Genomic DNA, 16,879 nt, shown 5'->3' on the forward strand with positions numbered 1-16,879 from the left:
CTTTTTTCTGAGGAACAACTGTTAGCCCCTACTAAACATAAAACCAATTAATTGCTTGAGCCTCTGGTTATTACCAAACCCTTACACAAGTTTTTCTTATTTTGAGGGAAAAAGTTGTGTAAGGGTTGCTAATAATTCTTTGTAAGGAGCACTCTTAGCTAAGAGCGGATGTGCGCCAATAATATCTGCAAAAGACTGATAGTACCAATAGTGATCTTGGGGATTTGGATTATTAAATCGTTCCCACAATTTGTCTCCTACCTCTTCATAATCTCGCAACATTTCCCGACTATTGGCTAATTTATCTCCTAAGGCAATATAATAAACCTCTTGCTCACTACCTTTAAGTCCGCGTAAGGTTTGCAACTGGTTTTCTTTACGTTTATGCCATGTTTTAGAAGGTAATACGTCTGACTCTTTTGCCTCACTTTCAAGTGCTACTAACTTTGCAACTTGCTTACCAAATAAAACGTCTATTTCTTCAAGTGTTACCGGTGTATCTTCAACAACATCATGGAGATACGCCCCTGCTATTAATTCCTCATCATCTGTCAATTGACTAACAATCTCAGCGACTGCCTCCAAATGCTTGCTAAACGGTTCTAATTTCCCCTTACGAATCTGTCCCTTATGCTGTTGAAACGCAAATTGACGTGCTTTTTTGATTAAAGCTGTTGTCATATTATCACTCCTTTTTCTTAATGATGATATTACTAATCACGTTATGCTATACTACGATTAAAATTGTCTAACTATTTAATTTATTACTAGGAGATGAGCCTAAAAATGAACAGCCAAGAACGACTACTTGAGTTATTTATTAAACTTTTAACAGAACAGTCACTAAGTATCAAACAAGTCACTGAAGAGTACCAAATAAGCCCACGTTCAGCCCAGCGTGACCTCTCAATCATTCGAGAAACGCTTGCGAACAGTGCCTTCAATGCTACGTTACTAAAAAATACCCAACGTAAACAGTACTACTTAAGCCATAGCGCGCAATTTTCTCAAGCTGAGGCTTTTGCTATCAGTAAAATATTACTAGCAACACGCGGTTTCCATAAAACAGAACTAACCTTTTTAATCGACTTATTACTTAATCATGTCGACGAACAAGCAAACACTCAACTCAAAAAAGCCCTAAAGAGTGAACTATTTCATTACCAACAAGTAACTCATCATAAATTTCTATTGGAGTCACTACAAAAATGGCTTGACTGGACCGATCGCCGACAACCTATTATAGCCGACTATTATTTCAAAAAAAATCAGCCCCCCATTCAAATTAAAGGCTTACCACTTTCTATTATGTTTTCTGAACACTATTTTTATATTCGAACTTATGTCCCACATCATCAAAAAATCATCAATTATCGGTTAGACCGTTTTGGGAAAGTCTCAGAGTTACTAGAAAAAATCACCTTACCTCTAGATAAACAACTCGAAGATGGGGAAATGCGAAAAAAATCTGTCTTAATGTACTCAGGTCGTGACTCAATTATTACCTTCCGCTTTTGGGGTGCAGAAGAAATTGTTAGAGATAAGTTTCCTCAAGCCAAACTCTCTCAACATAAGAACCAAAAGTACTTAGAAGTGACCATTCAAGCCTTTGAACCAGGGGTTATCATGTGGTTTTTGAGCCAAGGTTCACGAATTCAAGTGACCTCTCCTCCTAGTTTAATTCAAAAAATCAGACAAGAAATCGCAATGATGGCATCCCACTATTAACCTAAAAAAACTGAAGAACGTTCTTCAGTTTTTTAGCTTTATTGGGTAATCGCTAATACTTTCTGGCGTGTTGTCGTAGCTTTCCAGTGTCCATTAGCACCTGAATAATGTGGGATAGTCTTTACTTGACGACGCGTGTTACCAGCCAAAGCTTGATATGTTTTCCCTCCTAATGCTACTAACACAGCCGTATCGGGAATAGCTAATTGATCTAAGTGCGCTTCTAAGGTTTGAGCATCCGTTTGACTCGTCTGAACTTTAGCACTATCACTTTCGACTATATGAACTAAATCCGTCATAAAAGCACCCCACATCTCTGTGCCGTATAGAGCCGATGCCAAACGATAATCTAAACTCTTTTTTAAGCCATGAAAATTTAGAAAGTTGACCTCTTCCATCGCCAAAGACTCACCTTCATTCCCAGGATTTAACCCTACTAACACATACCTGACAAGAGAGAGCTGAGTCTCTAAGTCCTCTGACAACTGCTCACTAGGAAAAGACTTAGGCTGATAGCTTTCTCCAAACAAACGCTGACGCTCATCGTCAGTCTTAGCCTCATCAATATCACTTGGTACATGCCACAAAGCCCAACTATCATAAGGGGCAAACTCTACTTCTTTTAGATTTTCTTTCTTGGTCATTATCTTCTCACCAATCCTTATCTCTTCATTTTTTAACACCATATTATGTGATTTTTTACTATTCATCTAACAAGGAATAACTCACTAATTTAGAAACTAAGTTAGCTAAAGTTAGATCAGGAAACAATACTTCACCTGTATGCACACATCTAGCTTCAAATACAGTCTCTATTTTGTTAGATGTTGCTTGTTGCCGTTTTTCAATGGTAAAATCACTAATTTCACCATTGGTATATTCTAAATCATCAGTATCACTAATCGACATCAGCAAACGATCCACTCGAAAAATAGTCAAATCTTGTGCGGCCGCTAAGGCTAACACTTTTTCTGAAAACACCATTTTCTCCTTCGTATAGTCTGGTTTTCCTTGATTTCCAGCCAATTGACCTAACACCATGGGAAGATCTTTAGGCATGATGCCCCAACTTAAGCGACTATAGGCTGGTGGTTTCCAAAAATAATATTCTTCCACCATATTCTGACTGTCTGTTACGCAAATATGTTCGCCATTATGTACCAAATCAGTGATGGATTCAACTTTATGAGGAAGTGACACTCGATAGTTTTCAAACAATAACTGACTTTCTGCCACTTCGATGTCTGACAATTCCTCAACTGATAAAAATTCAGCGTGTAAAAAAGAGGGGGATATGCCACTCAATACGCCAAATAAAAGGAGTCCTAAGAGCTCTAGTGGGATCTTACCAAGGACGACTTCCCCTGCCTCATCTAATACTGCATAATAGGTCGGCTCGTCTTCGTGACTTAACCGCGTATCATTCGTTTCTAGCATAATAGCCTCGCCAACTTGATTGGTTAAGGTCATGATATTGTCTTTTTCTTGGCACTCAAGTTGATTGATTACCCCTTGAGAACCTTCGCTTGACTCGTTTAAGTTGGCTAACTCCTGTAAAAGTAAGTTTGTCTCTAAGACCTGCCAACTAGCCAGTCGCTGTTGGCGGTAGATTACTACTTGATACCCTAACTCAGAAAGACTCGCCACTAGAGAAAATACGCCATCTAAATAAGGCGTTTCAAACATCATTGGCACTAACTCCTTGGTCAAAATTGTTGGCAATAACCGCTCGAACTCCCCTTTTAATAAATCATCGGCAAATAATTGACCATATTGGTCATATAACTGAAATCGCTCTTGTTGATAATCCAAATTGGCAATCGGTTTAGAAAAAAGGGTCTGTCCTAGTTCTAATCTTATCGGACTTGGCAAACTACTGCTATAAGTTAAATAGTTAATTGCAAGCTCCTGTTCTTTCAAAAAGGAACCTAAGGCTATTTGAATCATTGTCATCTTATCACTCACTTTCACTTGATTATGATTCTAATCACACTTCTACTAAACTAATTGCGCCTAACAAAAATATTGGTATTTTTTAGTTGTTAAAGTCAAATATATATATATATCAGACTCACCTAACTGTTAACACTCCTAGTAAGCGATAGCAGTCAGCTTCTGTCAATTGTTGCGCTAATACTTCACCTTGTTGATTTTTTACACAAAAAATTAATTCGTCTTTTGGCTCTATCGCTGGTGCTAATACAACACTTAATTTTTCTAAATCGTGTAAGACACCTTCAACCGAGGTGATATTCCAACGCTTACAAATTCTTTGCCATTGTGTCTCAATCTGATACCCCTTAACCAAAGCCTGTTCGACAAGATACGAGCATCTCTCCCACTCAACTTGTCTCTCTTTTTCATAAGTACCATACTCACCATCTTTATATTGATTATGATATAAAAAAGCTTCCATGGAACAATAATAGTGTTTCTCACAATTCGCCCAATCATCATCCAAAAGTAAATAGAGATCCGTCAGTTTTTCAGTCCCTAAGTCGGAAGACTGCTCATCAAAATCTGTGACCTGAGTCATCTCACCTAGATCCATTTGACTAACCGGAACATAGCTGATTGAACGCTCAGCTATCGACAAGGTTGGCATCTCATTTTGGTAGCGAATCAGCGCCCCTAATAAATCTGCTTCAACAACATAAGGACTAACCACCTTGTCATCACTATCAAGTATTTGATACAATGCTTCTCCATAATTTGAAGTAAAAGGGGCATATCGAAAAAGGTGAGAGGTAATATCTGAAAAATAAGCCTCTCCTACTAATTCATTTTTATCCGTTACAACAGCTTCATATTTGCCGTCACTTTGCTGATACTCTTGCTCAGATATTTCCTCTGGAAAAGGATTGCCCTGACGATCTACCATTACATTAAAGGTTTGATTAACTAAAGGTTGGTTATCAGAAATCAGTGACTCAAGTCGTTCTCGATTCACCTCACAGCCAAATGTGTCACCTAGGCCTTCCAGTCGATATTTTCTAATCTTAACGCCTAACTTGGCAGCCAAGATTAATAATACTTGACGATACTCAACTTGGCTTGGAAAACAGTTATTATAAGTTGTCTGTAAAAAAAAGGCACGTGCTGTTCCTTCTAATTTATTAGCTTTTGCAACATCATATTCCCTAAAAAAATGTTTAAATTCTGCAAGTGTAGGAAACGTCAGGTGAGGAAATGGCTTATTTTCTATGTCAACCAACTCCACAGGGCCCTGAAAACAAACCACATCACCTTGTAAACCTAATTTTTTTTGTACCAGTATTTCCTGGCTACTTGTTATATGATGAAAAGAGGTGACCTCACGTTGGTCATAATAAATCGTATAATCTTGATAACTACTCTTTAATTGATCCTGCATCATCCACTACATCCCCTTTGAATTTAGCATATGTCTAACTGATTGATCTAATCATACCACATACAAGCGTCATAATATGACGCAAAAAAGCCTTACATAAAATAGTAAGGCTTTTTTACTAACAGATATTAAAGAGAGTGATAGGCTTCTGTCACTTTATCAACTGTAAAACCAAATAATGACAGTAACTCATCAGCTGGTGCACTTTCACCATATCTCTCAATACTCAGAGATATTCCGGTTGTTCCAACATATTCAGACCAACCAAATCTAGTGCCCATTTCTATACTGACACGTTTCGTTAAGTGTTTAGGCAAGATACTTTCTTGGTAGTCTTTAGATTGTTTTTCAAATAGCTCCCAAGAAGGCATTGAAACTACTTTTACTTGAATACCTTGTTTTGCCAATTCTTGTTGTGCTTCAATTGCTAAATTAACCTCAGAACCCGATGCTAACAACAACCCTTCTGCTTCTGAATCAGATACAATATAAGCACCTTTAGAAACACCTGTTGTAATATATTCTTGTGAATTTTTTAAAACGGCTAAATTTTGACGCGTCACAATTAAAGCTGTTGGTGTCTCTTTACTCTCCAATGCTACTTGCCAGGCTGCTTGCATTTCTTTAGCATCAGCAGGTCTAATAACATTAACATTTGGCATAGAACGTAACCCCGCTAGTTGCTCAATCGGTTCATGCGTGGGGCCATCTTCCCCGACTGCAATCGAATCATGAGAAAAAATGTATATAACAGGTAACTTCATTAGTGCCGCCATCCTAATAGCTGGTTTTAAATAATCTGAAAATACTAAGAAAGTCGAGATATACGGACGAACACCACCATGTAAATACATCCCATTAGCGATAGCACCCATAGCAAACTCTCTAACACCAAACCAAATATTTTTATTTCCATATTTTCCTGGCATAAAATCTCCACCATTTTTTTGATAGGTTAAATTAGAACAGAATAAATCTGCTGACCCACCTACTAAAGAAGGAACTTGACTGGCAATGTCATTCAATAACTTAGATGATGAGACTCTAGTTGCTTCGTTAGTATCTTCAGCTATCGGGCTAAAATTTAAAAGGCTTGGTTCATAATCAAAATTCACGGCCTTTTCTAATCTTTCATAGTCAGCCGGGTACTCTTCTTTATAATCATTTAAGAGCGATAACCACTTATTATATTCTTGATCGCCTTTAGCACCAATTTTTAATGTATGTTTTTTCACCTCATCTGGAATAAAAAAGCTTTCTTCAATAGGCCAGCCATAACTTTCTTTAGTCAAGATACTTTCTTCTGCTCCTAGTGGCGAACCATGAGAAGAAGAAGTTCCTTGTTTATTTGGTGAGCCAAAACCTATTGTTGTCTTAACTTCAATAAGTGTTGGACGCTCTGTATCCGATTTAGCTTTTTTTAATGCTTCATTAATCTCTAATAAACCATTCCCATTCTCCACATGAATCACTTGCCAACCATAAGATTTATAGCGCTGAGAAACATTTTCAGAAAATGATTTATTCAACTCTCCATCAAGTGAGATGTCATTACTATCATACAACACAATTAACTTATCTAATTTCAAATGACCAGCCAAAGAAGAGGCTTCACCTGACACCCCCTCCATTAAATCGCCATCTCCACATATCGCATATGTATAATGATCGATCAACTTAAAGTTAGGTTTATTATAGGTGGCTCCCATATGGGCTTCTGCTATTGCAACTCCTACTGCTGAAGCAATTCCTTGACCTAAAGGGCCACTTGTTGCATCGACACCTTTGGTGTGACCAAATTCTGGATGGCCTGGAGTTTTACTTCCTAGTTGTCTAAAATTCTTCAACTCTGTCAGTGTCATTTCTGGATAACCATACAAATGTAGTAGCGTATACAGCATAGATGAACCATGCCCCGCTGCTAAAACAAAGCGATCACGATTTAACCATTCTGAATGATTAGGTGAAAATTTTAAAAAATCAGACCATAGAGTGTAAGCCATAGGTGCTGATCCTAAAGGCATACCTGGATGACCTGATTTTGATTTTTCAATAATATCTATACAAAGTGTTCTGATTGTATCTACTGTCAATTGGGAAATAGGCTTAGTCATGATAAAAATTCTCCTTTTATGTCACTATATTTATAACAAAAAGATAGAAACAAGAACTGTCTCTATCTTCAATTATCACTATTACACTTCACTATTAAATAAAGAAGTAAAAATTTCTTTTGTCGGGGCTTTTACAAGCTCCTCGACAAAAGATGGATCAGATAATTTAATAGCCAATTCTTGCAGTAGGATTAAATGATCGTTATCCTTTCCAGCAATCCCAATGATAATATAGGCTATATTATCATCATATTGGATGCCCTTTGGAAAATGCAATACTGAAATCCCTGATGAATTCACATACTTTTTAGCATCACTTAAGCCGTGAGGAATAGCAATACCATTACCGATATACGTGATGTCTGTCGCTTCCTTAGCTAACATTGATTCAATATAAGGTTCTTCAATTAGACCGTCTTTCAGTAAAACATCACCTGCTAAACGAATAGCCTCTTCTTTTTTTGTGCTTTCTAAACCAAACAAAATATTCTCCATATTTACTTGCATGAACTAACTTCCCCTTCCAATAGATCTGCTACTAGAATATCATATTCCGGGTCGTTTAAAAACGATTTCACTGTTCTGACGACTGCATTAGGTGCTGCTAAGACTGCTCTGTCATACAAATTTTCATGTGTTACAATTACTTTTACATCCTTTGGTACACTATCTACAGCAAAGTTTTCAACTTGAATGTCCAAACCTGCCTCTCTTACTTTCTTTTTAACAATACCACTTCCCATGGCACTCGAACCAATTCCGGCATCACAGGCAAAGACAATCAATTTTATATCTTCAACTTTATAACTATTCTTTATTACTGAATTAGATTGTCCTTTTTTTTCAACTGGTACACCTAACATCTCACCAATATCATCACTCAATGATACGTCTTCTTCTTCACCAGATGATTTATCAATTTTTAAGAAGAATGCAGCAATGAAGAAACTAGCCGCAATCCCTGCCAAAATCCCTAGTAAGACTGAAATAGCTCCTCCTTTTGGTAACATAATTATAAAAGAAATAATACTCCCTGGATGAGGATATCCTGCTAAACCAGCTTTTAAAAGTACCCAAACGATAATTTGAGCAATCCCGCCACCAATCACTGCTAAAAACATAACTGGTTTCATAAGGACGTATGGGAAATATACTTCATGAATCCCACCTACAAATTGAATTAATAACGCTGAAGGTGCAGATTTCTTACTATTTCCTTTACCAAAATATGAATACGCTAACAAAATACCAGCACCAGGAGCCGGACTAGAAACTAGCATATAAAAGAGTGTTTTGCCACCATGTTCCAATATTTCAGCTGCTCCTAAAGGAACAAAAATACCTTGATCAATCGCATTATTTAAAAATAAGACTTTAGCTGGTTCGATAATAATTGCTAATAAAGGTAACAATTTAGCATCAATAATAACATTGATCCCAGCTGTTGCAGCATTGGTTGCAGCACCTATAAATGGTCCCACAATATAAAAGGAGACAACTGCCATCAACATACCAACTATCCCAATTGAAAAATTATTAACTAACATTTCAAAACCGGATTTTATTTTACCTTCCAATAATTCATCCACTTTTTTGATAACAACTGCTCCGATCGGACCTAAAATCATAGCGGCTAAAAACATCGGAATTTCTGATCCAAAAATAGCTCCTGAAGCAGCAACAACTCCTGCCACTGCCCCTCTTTGGCCATAGATCATACGACCGCCAGTAAACGCTATCAATATAGGTAATAAAAATTGAAGCATTGGCCCTATCATTGTCGCTAAGTCCTTATTAGGAAACCATCCTGAATCAAGAAAGAGGGCTGTGATTAAGCCCCATGCTATAAATGCACCAATATTTGGTATAACCATACCAGCTAAAAAGCCACCAAACTTCTGAATCTTCATTTTAAAATCCATAGTCATTCTCCTCTTTATTAAATGTATGTAACTTAAAACATGCTATCTCCACCATTTAAATTTAACGCTTGACCTGTAATATAATCTGCCTCATCACTTAATAAAAAGCAAACAGCTTTAGCAATATCTTCTAGTGTCCCTAAACGTCTTAATGGTATTTTATTTTTAAAATAATCCATTACCATATCTGGTTCTAAATTTCTTTTTTTACCATAATCTACTTTTTGTTGATCCCACATTGGTGTGTAAATAACACCTGGACAAACACTGTTAACACGTATTCCCATTGGGGCAAACTCGGCTGACAATGATTGTGTCAAACCAATGACACCAAATTTACTTGAACAATATGCCTGATAATGACTCGTCCCAATTTTACCTGACTGTGAGGACATATTAACAATACTACCTTTACCTTTTTCAAGCATTTGCGTTATTGCTTCTTTACAGCATAAAAACTGTCCTTTTAAATTGATGTTCAGTGTTTGATCCCATAATTCTTCCGTATGTTCAAAGAATGGCGTAATTTTGGATATTCCCGCATTATTCACCCAATAATCAACTAAACCATATTTTTCCTTAACAATAGCTCCGACTTCTTGAATATTTTTCATATCAGTCACATCTAATTGCAAAGCTAGGGCCTGTCCGCCATTATTTAAAATATCAGTTACAACATGCTCTGCACCTGCCAAATTAATATCTGTCACAACTACTTTAGCACCTTCTTTAGCTAACTGATGACAAATACCTTCACCTAATCCACTTGCTCCGCCTGTAACTAGAGCTACTTTATCTGTAAATTTCATATTAATTGCTCCCTCCACAACCTTTAAGAGGTAATGACGTCGTTACCTCTTTGAGATATATATTAGCACAATCTAATTAATTGTCAACGAAATATTCTTTATTTCCTTATGTTAACTTATGTACAAACTATTATAACTACGTTATAATGAAAAATAAGTAACGATGTCATAACAAGAGAGGTATCAACTTTGGAAAATAAATTGCAACAAAACTGCTTAAAAAATGGTCCAATTCCTTTATACTATCAACTAAAAGAGTTGATTATCGAAAATATAAATAATGGTAACTATCCGATCAACAAAAAAATTCCCACTGAAAAAGAGCTTATGACTTCTTTTGATGTAAGCCGTACAACTGTTAGGCAAGCTATCGATATCTTAGTAAATGATGGACAACTAGAGCGACGTCGAGGAATTGGTACTTTCGTATCAGAACCAAATAAAAAATTAAATACCCTAGACTTAAAAGAACTAAATAGCTACATGGATATATTAGAAAAACAAGGATTACAAGGTAAGACTACTGTTCTTGAACAAACTATTGTCCAAGCAACTCCTTTTTTAACAAAAATTTTTGGTAAACATTATCAACAATTTTATCGTTTAGAAAGATTACGCTATGTTGATAAGAATCCATCATTACTCGTTACAACTTATGTTCCTTATGAACGTTTTCCTAATTTATATCATTATGATTTTAGTCAAGTTTCGCTGTTCGATACGCTAAAAAAAGACTACGCTGTCAAGATAAAATACGCTACCAAAACATTTAATGCTATGAATGTAAATCAAAGCGATGCTAAATTTTTAAAAATCAGTGAGCATAATGCTATTCAATTAGTCAAAACAGTCACATATGATCATGATGATACTCCGATAGAGTATTCATTATCAAGAGATCGTGGAGATCTATCAAGATTTAATATCACGCTTACTTATAATGATTAATAAAAAAACTTTTCCATTAAAATAATGGAAAAGTTTTTTTATTCAACACTAAAATGATGAATTTTATTATATTGACGCCCAATTGCTACATCTAAAGTTTGTTTTTTATTATTATAAACCCCACTCCACTGAGTAGCATCATCTTCCTCTTGCTTATTTGTACTAACCGCTTTTAATAAATTCATTGAATCTGCTAATTCCAACTGCCCTTTTTTATCTTTTAAAGTCGTCATAATTTTCTTGTAACGATCTTGACCTTTTCCTTGATTGAACTTCTTACCTGGTGTTAGATAAAAATTAGTCGCACCAAAATACTTATCTTCAGGTGTTAAAATAGTCATTTTATTATTAATATACTCAACAATTACTGTCTTACCACTGGCATCAGTAATTTGATAATGGTAAGCCACACCAGCTGAGTCATGCATATCATATTTCTTTAATAACTCAATCGCCTCATCCACATTAGCAGCCTTATCTAAAACTAAACGAATGGCCGTTGTACTGGTAATATCAACTTTTTCTGTTTGTTGATTAGTTGGCGCGTCATGTAATAACAAAATCCCCATAGCAACTCCTTTTTCATTTACCCCATCTAATGGTATATAAGGTGCTGCCAAACTAAACAATCGATCACTTATTTTATCTAAGGCATTTTCACCATAACCTAAAAATTCTAAATTGACCATCGAGATACTCTTATACCCAGTTTCAGGAGCTGTTCTAACTAAAACTGAAGGAGAAAAACCTAAATCAAAGTTTCTCCCAAATATCGGGTCACCTTTTTCATTGATTGCATTAAATGTGCTACATCCTAAATCAGGAATATCAATAGCCAGAGGAATTCCTTTTAATAATTGCTTGGAAACATATTCGACTAATTCTTGATCGTTATTGACCCCTGTTTCTAAAAATTTATCAAAACCATAATCTGCTTTAAAATTCATCTCATAAAAACCATAATCATCTACTTTCTTGACAGCTATCAAGGTTTGTATTTCTTTTCTAAATAACAGTCCTAACCCAACAACAGCTAAAATGACCGCTGCTAACAAACTTACTAAAATCTTCTTTAACATTATCTTCTCCTATTCAATCAATTGATATAATTTTTCAATTACTTTTCGTGTGTCAACCCGATCCAATGGTGCTACATCAAACCATGTAGCATGATATAACCCTTGCATCGCTAATCTGACAATTGTCCCATTTAAAGGATCAATCCCATCATGTTCCAAATGATTTTGAATTTTACTATAATCTGAACGAACTTTTTCAATCAGTTGATGGTCAATCATCACATTCGCTCGAACAGCTACATTTAAACGCATTCCTTGTTCCATATCCTCAATCAACGAATCTAATAAAGCACGCGTCCACCGTCCTTTCAAAACTTTAGCACTCTCTGCACGCTGAATAACACCTGCAGTAAAATCTTCGTGAATGTCACTTGCCAATGCAGCTAGTAAACTCTCTTTTGTCGGAAAATAGTACAATAGCCCACCTTTACTAATTTCTGCTTTTTTAGCTACCATTTCTAAAGAAAAATTGCCACCATATTCATCAATCAACTCACTCGTTGCATGATAAATACGTTGCTTTTTCAACTCTGCTTTTTTCATCGTACACACTCCTTTTAAAAAAACCGTCCAGCCGTCTTTTTTTATTTTAATTTAACATTTTCATAAAGTCAACCTGTTAGTTTGTATTTAATGGACAAAAACTAGATATTAATCATTATAAATCTTACTAAAAAACAAAAAAGGGAGCTAACAGCTCCATACTTATACAAAAAATGCCTACTAATTTAGTAGGCGTTTTTTGCATCATCTCCTGATAATAAATATTGATATAAAGCATTATCTACTGATTGTTTTAACTGAACATCATATTCTACTAAATCCTTAATTGTTCCATCTTCTAACCTTTCTTTAACTTCCTGGATTGACTCACGAATAGGTAGGACTTCCCCCATATAATAAAAGTCTTTACCTTCATCATTTGATTTTTGGATGAATAAATGAATCTGCCAATCATGAGGCTCTAATAAAATTTTGACTTCATTGGATTTTAAGCTACGACCAGTTTTAGAATATAATTTCATTTCACTAGAACTAAGTAGTTCATCTCTATAAGCCACTTTAGCTCCATTAAAACCACTACCTTTTTGAAGAGTAACAAAAATAACAAATTGGCCCTCTTTATAGGTATAACCTCCTATATTAAGCGGGACCATTTCTTCTTCCCATTCAAGTAATTTTAAAACTTCTTTACGTGTGTATTTATCATGTAACGTTAACGGTAGAGACTGATTATATTTTTCATTTTTGATGTCTGATGTTACTAAAATATCTAAAAATAATTTTTTAAAGTAATCGTCTTCCAAGCAATTCAAAAAAGTTTCTGTTAAAAAAATAGTGCCTTCATTTTCTTTTATAAAAGGTGCCCCAGCATAAGTTTTTGCATTACTTCCAGAAAAGAATGTTAAATTTAAAACATTTATAACCGAACGAACAGTCTTATTACTTACCAATAAATTATTCGTTTCAAATACTTTCATTAGTTGCTCTAATTTCATCTCGCCACACCTAAGTAAACATCGTAAAACAATCTGTTCATGTCGACGATGGCCTGGTAAAAATTCTCTTGAAGCAATTTTCAAATAACGATCAGCATCAGTTGTCAGCTGGTGGGTACTCTCTTTTACTTTTACTAGAAAATGATGATAATTCCCATATTTATTCGCAATAATTAAAGGCTCTAGCATATTACTTTCTTCAAAATCACATAAATAAGGAACACGTCCTAAACGGTTTTTTAACAACTCAAAAGCTTTTCGCAATTCGGCCATTGAATCAAGTGAGGCTTGGTCAATTGCATAATAAATTCGTTCTTTAGCAATTGTTTCAAAGTTAACCGATGATAATCCTGAAATATAGTTGGCTTCAAAAGTATCACGACGTAAACTGTTTTTATTACGTGAACTGTCTCCAGTCAATGCCATTGGAATCATGTAATTATTTTTATAATTTCCAATAAAATCAATCACTGTCACAAATTCTTTAGATTCATGTTTACGTAGCCCGCGCCCCAGTTGTTGTACAAAAATGATATTCGATTGGGTATTACGTAACATCACTACTTGATTGATCTCTGGGATATCGATTCCTTCGTTAAAAATATCCACTGTAAAAACATAAGATAGCTCGCCACTTTCTAATTCTTGGACAACCTTTTCTCTTGTCTCTAAAGAATGATCCCCAGTTAAATAGTCACTTTCTAACCCTCTCTCACTAAATTTTTTTGCGAGTTCCTTTACTTCATTTTTCTGACTACAAAAAACTAATCCCTTTACTTTATCACCATCACATCCATAATACCTGAGCTTTTCAACTAAAAAATCAACCCGTTCATCTGCTACTAAAAATTGCAAATCTGAGGTTTCTTCAATAGTCTCACCATTTTTTATATAATCCGTCACACCAAAATAGTGAAAGGGGGTTAACATATTTTCTTCCAGGGCTTCTTGTAGACGTATTTCATAAGCAATATTATTATCAAATAAACCAAAGATATCAAACCCGTCGGTTCTTTCTGGTGTTGCCGTCATTCCTAATAAAAATTCTGGTTTAAAGTAATCTATTACCTTTTGATAAGAATCAGCCCCAGCTTTATGGACTTCATCAATTAATATGTAATCAAAATAATCTGGTCCGAACTGCTCTAAATAATTATCTTTGGAAATTGTTTGAATTGTGGAGAATAAATATTTTGCAGATGTTTCTTTTTGAGTCCCAGATAAGATGCCGAAATCATCTGAATTCCCACCCAATATTTTTTGGAATTCTTGTCTAGCTTTATTTAAAATCTGTTCACGATGGACAATAAATAGCATACGCTTTGGTTGATATTGACGAACATCAAAGGCTGATAAATATGTTTTCCCTGTCCCTGTAGCAGAAATAACTAACCCTCTTTTTTCTCCAGTTTCGCGTAACTCGTTTAAGTTTTCAAGTGCAACTTGCTGCATCTTATTAGGTTTTATATTATTAATAGAACAAACATTCAGAGAATCTTCACTAGGATTCATCAGTAAGTTTTGTTGTTTTAAAGTTTTTGAAAACTGAGCTTGGTAAACTTTTCGATACTCTTCAATCCATCCTGGCGTCAATACAGATGACTCTGACCATTCTGCTTCCATAAAGTTAATTGTCTGTTGTATCAACTCGCCATTTTCTAATGAATTTAGCAAAATATTCCACTCATAGTTAACTTTCACTGCATTTTTCGTTAAATTAGAACTCCCTAAAATTAATGAATAATAATCGTCTTTTTCAAATAAATAACCTTTCGCATGGAATCCTGGTTTACTAGACAATCGAACATCAAGATTAGGAATTTCTAAAAGGCTTTTATAAACATCAGGAGAATTAAATGCTAAATAATTAGATGTTAATAGTCTCCCTTTAATTCCTTTTAAATTTAAATCTGCTAACATTGTTTTTAATTCATTTAAACCACTTTGGGTAACAAATGCGATTGAAAAGAAAAAACTTTTGGCTCCCGATAACTCTTTCAAAATATCATTAATAACAAACGTTTTTGTTTTAGGATTATTAATAACTAATTTGGGAGCATATTCAGACCCTTCCATTTCCTTATTGATAAAACCTCTTTGTAACGCTTGTTCCAGCACACTTGACTTAACTGACTTTCTCATCTGACTAATGCTCCAAACTATCTTGCGATATTATTTTTTTTACGGATGGCACATCAGCTGGGGCCCATCTTAAACTTAGTAACTCATCAGCTTCTAACCAACGAACCGCAATATGTTCTTTTAAAACAGGTTCTAAATCACTTTCTAAATAACATAAATAAGTTGTTAAATGGACACAACCAAAGGGATATAAATAACTAGTCGTTTCAAACTCATTTTGAGATACGATTATCTTAAGTTCTAATTCTTCGACCAATTCCCTTTCTAAGGCTTCTCGGGGAGATTCATTTTGCTCAACTTTCCCACCAGGAAACTCCCATAAATATGCTAAATCACGCTCTAGACCTCTCTGTGCACACAATATCTTGTTATCTTTAATTATGATAGCGCCAACAACATTAATTTGACTTGTCATACTAACTCTCTTTTCTAAAGTTATTTTATATATTTATCATAACATATGTTTATACTCTAAAAAAATAACTACCTATAATTGATAACAGAACTATAACTCTCTTGTCCATGGATAGATTATTTCTTTCTTCTACTCTTACAGAAATCTAACTGAATTTAATTTCTCACATATTAGTTTTGTCTTGACTGTCACCCTAGGTTTGCGTCATTTATCGCAATACATTGTCTATTCTAACCGAAAGTTTTTTCAATATTCTCCCTAAGCTATCTTGTTCCTTATCCTACCAATTTATATCGGTGAAACCATAACATCCAAATAGTTGAGACACAATATCAGAATACGTCATTTTATTATTAAATATTCTTCTTTAAGAATGACTTATTCATCACTTATATAGTAAAATAAAAAGAACGAACCACGTCACTATTACTGGAAGGAGCCCCTATTATTATGATTTTTAATGTCATTATTTTTTTTCTTATGATGTTATTAAGTGTCTTATGTTTTGTTTGTAGTGATAAATTTAGCAAAGGTCAATGGTTACATCTAATCGCAGGTTACAATCATCTATCTCCTAAACAAAAAGATAACGTTAACACTAAAAAAATCTTTCAAAACGCTAGTAAAGTCTCTTTAGTAGCTGGCGTCTACATCTTCTACCTATCAATCGTGCTACAATTTATTTTACAAGATCTCTTTGCACCTTTTTTCGATTTACTTTTAATTGGCATTCCTACCATTACTTTCTTTTTTTATGTCATTCTAAAAGTAAAAGATAGTAAAAAAAATGGCTAATCACAAAAAAGCCCCCTATTTTAAGGGGCTCTTTATTATCTATTGAAAACTACTA

General features: G+C 34.8%; 15 protein-coding genes. 3 read left to right on the forward strand and 12 right to left on the reverse strand.

The features are described from left to right. Positions 1 to 96 precede the first annotated feature (96 nt). The gene (locus OL234_RS08875; protein WP_275468870.1) at positions 97 to 681 is read right to left on the reverse strand and encodes an HD domain-containing protein; all 585 of its coding nucleotides are present in this window, start codon (positions 679 to 681) and stop codon (positions 97 to 99) included. Positions 682 to 786: 105 nt separating this feature from the next. On the opposite strand from OL234_RS08875, the gene OL234_RS08880 reads away from it, so the two are divergent. Further along, on the forward strand, positions 787 to 1,728 hold the full coding sequence (locus OL234_RS08880) for a helix-turn-helix transcriptional regulator (protein ID WP_275468871.1): 942 nt from the start codon (positions 787 to 789) through the stop codon (positions 1,726 to 1,728). 38 nt (positions 1,729 to 1,766) lie between these two features. Here OL234_RS08880 and OL234_RS08885 read toward each other — a convergent pair whose 3' ends face one another. From OL234_RS08885 to OL234_RS08915, 7 genes are all read right to left on the reverse strand, one after another. Next, positions 1,767 to 2,372: a uracil-DNA glycosylase family protein gene (locus tag OL234_RS08885; RefSeq protein ID WP_275468872.1), complete on the reverse strand. Its 606-nt coding sequence runs from the start codon at positions 2,370 to 2,372 to the stop codon at positions 1,767 to 1,769. A gap of 58 nt (positions 2,373 to 2,430) precedes the next feature. Next, on the reverse strand, positions 2,431 to 3,681 hold the full coding sequence (locus tag OL234_RS08890; RefSeq protein ID WP_275468873.1) for a hypothetical protein: 1,251 nt from the start codon (positions 3,679 to 3,681) through the stop codon (positions 2,431 to 2,433). A gap of 118 nt (positions 3,682 to 3,799) precedes the next feature. Further along, on the reverse strand, positions 3,800 to 5,104 hold the full coding sequence (locus tag OL234_RS08895; protein WP_275468874.1) for a hypothetical protein: 1,305 nt from the start codon (positions 5,102 to 5,104) through the stop codon (positions 3,800 to 3,802). Positions 5,105 to 5,229: 125 nt separating this feature from the next. After that, entirely contained in the window at positions 5,230 to 7,215 is a 1,986-nt protein-coding gene (tkt, locus tag OL234_RS08900; RefSeq protein ID WP_275468875.1) for a transketolase, read from the reverse strand. Between the two features lie 81 nt (positions 7,216 to 7,296). Beyond that, a complete protein-coding gene (locus OL234_RS08905) occupies positions 7,297 to 7,722 on the reverse strand; it encodes a PTS mannitol transporter subunit IIA (protein WP_275468876.1) in 426 nt (141 codons plus the stop codon). Next, a complete protein-coding gene (locus OL234_RS08910; RefSeq protein ID WP_275468877.1) occupies positions 7,713 to 9,137 on the reverse strand; it encodes a PTS transporter subunit EIIC in 1,425 nt (474 codons plus the stop codon). The genes OL234_RS08905 and OL234_RS08910 overlap by 10 nt, the downstream gene beginning before the upstream one ends. Before the next feature lie 32 nt (positions 9,138 to 9,169). Beyond that, positions 9,170 to 9,946 (reverse strand): SDR family NAD(P)-dependent oxidoreductase, encoded by a 777-nt coding sequence (locus OL234_RS08915; RefSeq protein WP_275468878.1) that lies wholly within the window; start codon positions 9,944 to 9,946, stop codon positions 9,170 to 9,172. 189 nt (positions 9,947 to 10,135) lie between these two features. Here OL234_RS08915 and OL234_RS08920 point away from each other — a divergent pair, with 189 nt between their 5' ends. Next, positions 10,136 to 10,894: a GntR family transcriptional regulator gene (locus OL234_RS08920; protein ID WP_275468879.1), complete on the forward strand. Its 759-nt coding sequence runs from the start codon at positions 10,136 to 10,138 to the stop codon at positions 10,892 to 10,894. A 38-nt stretch (positions 10,895 to 10,932) separates the two neighbouring features. Here OL234_RS08920 and OL234_RS08925 read toward each other — a convergent pair whose 3' ends face one another. From OL234_RS08925 to OL234_RS08940, 4 genes are all read right to left on the reverse strand, one after another. Continuing rightward, on the reverse strand, positions 10,933 to 11,973 hold the full coding sequence (locus tag OL234_RS08925) for a carcinine hydrolase/isopenicillin-N N-acyltransferase family protein (RefSeq protein WP_275468880.1): 1,041 nt from the start codon (positions 11,971 to 11,973) through the stop codon (positions 10,933 to 10,935). 9 nt (positions 11,974 to 11,982) lie between these two features. Continuing rightward, positions 11,983 to 12,516: a TetR/AcrR family transcriptional regulator gene (locus OL234_RS08930; protein WP_275468881.1), complete on the reverse strand. Its 534-nt coding sequence runs from the start codon at positions 12,514 to 12,516 to the stop codon at positions 11,983 to 11,985. A 185-nt stretch (positions 12,517 to 12,701) separates the two neighbouring features. Then, positions 12,702 to 15,614: a DEAD/DEAH box helicase gene (locus OL234_RS08935; protein WP_275468882.1), complete on the reverse strand. Its 2,913-nt coding sequence runs from the start codon at positions 15,612 to 15,614 to the stop codon at positions 12,702 to 12,704. A gap of 4 nt (positions 15,615 to 15,618) precedes the next feature. After that, entirely contained in the window at positions 15,619 to 16,029 is a 411-nt protein-coding gene (locus OL234_RS08940; protein WP_275468883.1) for a (deoxy)nucleoside triphosphate pyrophosphohydrolase, read from the reverse strand. A 450-nt stretch (positions 16,030 to 16,479) separates the two neighbouring features. Between OL234_RS08940 and OL234_RS08945 the strand changes: the two genes are divergently transcribed. After that, positions 16,480 to 16,824: a DUF3784 domain-containing protein gene (locus tag OL234_RS08945; RefSeq protein ID WP_275468884.1), complete on the forward strand. Its 345-nt coding sequence runs from the start codon at positions 16,480 to 16,482 to the stop codon at positions 16,822 to 16,824. Positions 16,825 to 16,879 lie beyond the last annotated feature (55 nt).

It is taken from the genome of Vagococcus intermedius (genome assembly GCF_029144185.1).
Lineage (GTDB): Bacteria > Bacillota > Bacilli > Lactobacillales > Vagococcaceae > Vagococcus_D > Vagococcus_D intermedius.

Excerpts from the sequence above, each read along its gene's own strand:
- OL234_RS08895 (WP_275468874.1), bottom strand. The coding sequence starts at position 5,104 with ATGATGCAGGATCAATTAAAGAGTAGTTATCAAGATTATACGATTTAT.
- OL234_RS08905 (WP_275468876.1), bottom strand. The coding sequence starts at position 7,722 with ATGCAAGTAAATATGGAGAATATTTTGTTTGGTTTAGAAAGCACAAAA.
- OL234_RS08880 (WP_275468871.1), top strand. The coding sequence starts at position 787 with ATGAACAGCCAAGAACGACTACTTGAGTTATTTATTAAACTTTTAACA.
- OL234_RS08945 (WP_275468884.1), top strand. The coding sequence starts at position 16,480 with ATGATTTTTAATGTCATTATTTTTTTTCTTATGATGTTATTAAGTGTC.
- tkt (WP_275468875.1), bottom strand. The coding sequence starts at position 7,215 with ATGACTAAGCCTATTTCCCAATTGACAGTAGATACAATCAGAACACTT.
- OL234_RS08885 (WP_275468872.1), bottom strand. The coding sequence starts at position 2,372 with ATGACCAAGAAAGAAAATCTAAAAGAAGTAGAGTTTGCCCCTTATGAT.
- OL234_RS08910 (WP_275468877.1), bottom strand. The coding sequence starts at position 9,137 with ATGGATTTTAAAATGAAGATTCAGAAGTTTGGTGGCTTTTTAGCTGGT.
- OL234_RS08875 (WP_275468870.1), bottom strand. The coding sequence starts at position 681 with ATGACAACAGCTTTAATCAAAAAAGCACGTCAATTTGCGTTTCAACAG.
- OL234_RS08940 (WP_275468883.1), bottom strand. The coding sequence starts at position 16,029 with ATGACAAGTCAAATTAATGTTGTTGGCGCTATCATAATTAAAGATAAC.
- OL234_RS08935 (WP_275468882.1), bottom strand. The coding sequence starts at position 15,614 with ATGAGAAAGTCAGTTAAGTCAAGTGTGCTGGAACAAGCGTTACAAAGA.
- OL234_RS08915 (WP_275468878.1), bottom strand. The coding sequence starts at position 9,946 with ATGAAATTTACAGATAAAGTAGCTCTAGTTACAGGCGGAGCAAGTGGA.
- OL234_RS08890 (WP_275468873.1), bottom strand. The coding sequence starts at position 3,681 with ATGACAATGATTCAAATAGCCTTAGGTTCCTTTTTGAAAGAACAGGAG.
- OL234_RS08925 (WP_275468880.1), bottom strand. The coding sequence starts at position 11,973 with ATGTTAAAGAAGATTTTAGTAAGTTTGTTAGCAGCGGTCATTTTAGCT.
- OL234_RS08930 (WP_275468881.1), bottom strand. The coding sequence starts at position 12,516 with ATGAAAAAAGCAGAGTTGAAAAAGCAACGTATTTATCATGCAACGAGT.